Consider the following 259-nt stretch of genomic DNA (forward strand, 5'->3'; position numbering starts at 1 on the left):
TGCAAAGATTGCTTAAAACAAGAATGTACAGCGATACTTTATCGTGGATGCACTTCTGGACATGGCAGATCATGATCGTCTCTGTAGTTATCACTTTCCTCATGGGAATTAATACCTCTAAAGAATATGCCGAACACGAATGGCCGATCGATATTTTAATTACAATTTCCTGGGTAATCTTCGGAATCAATATGTTCGGAACTATTGCTAAAAGAAGGGTAAGACATTTATATGTAGCCATTTGGTTCTACATCGGGAC

General features: G+C 38.2%; 1 protein-coding gene. It reads left to right on the top strand.

The window, feature by feature from the left end; all coding sequences use genetic code 11:
• Window positions 1-47: 47 nt before the first annotated feature.
• The coding region (locus ACPYOJ_RS35790; protein WP_481420449.1) for a cbb3-type cytochrome c oxidase subunit I at window positions 48-259 on the top strand (212 nt) is incomplete at its 3' end.

The sequence above is a fragment of the Rhizobium sp. SVR5-9E genome (genome assembly GCF_056755095.1).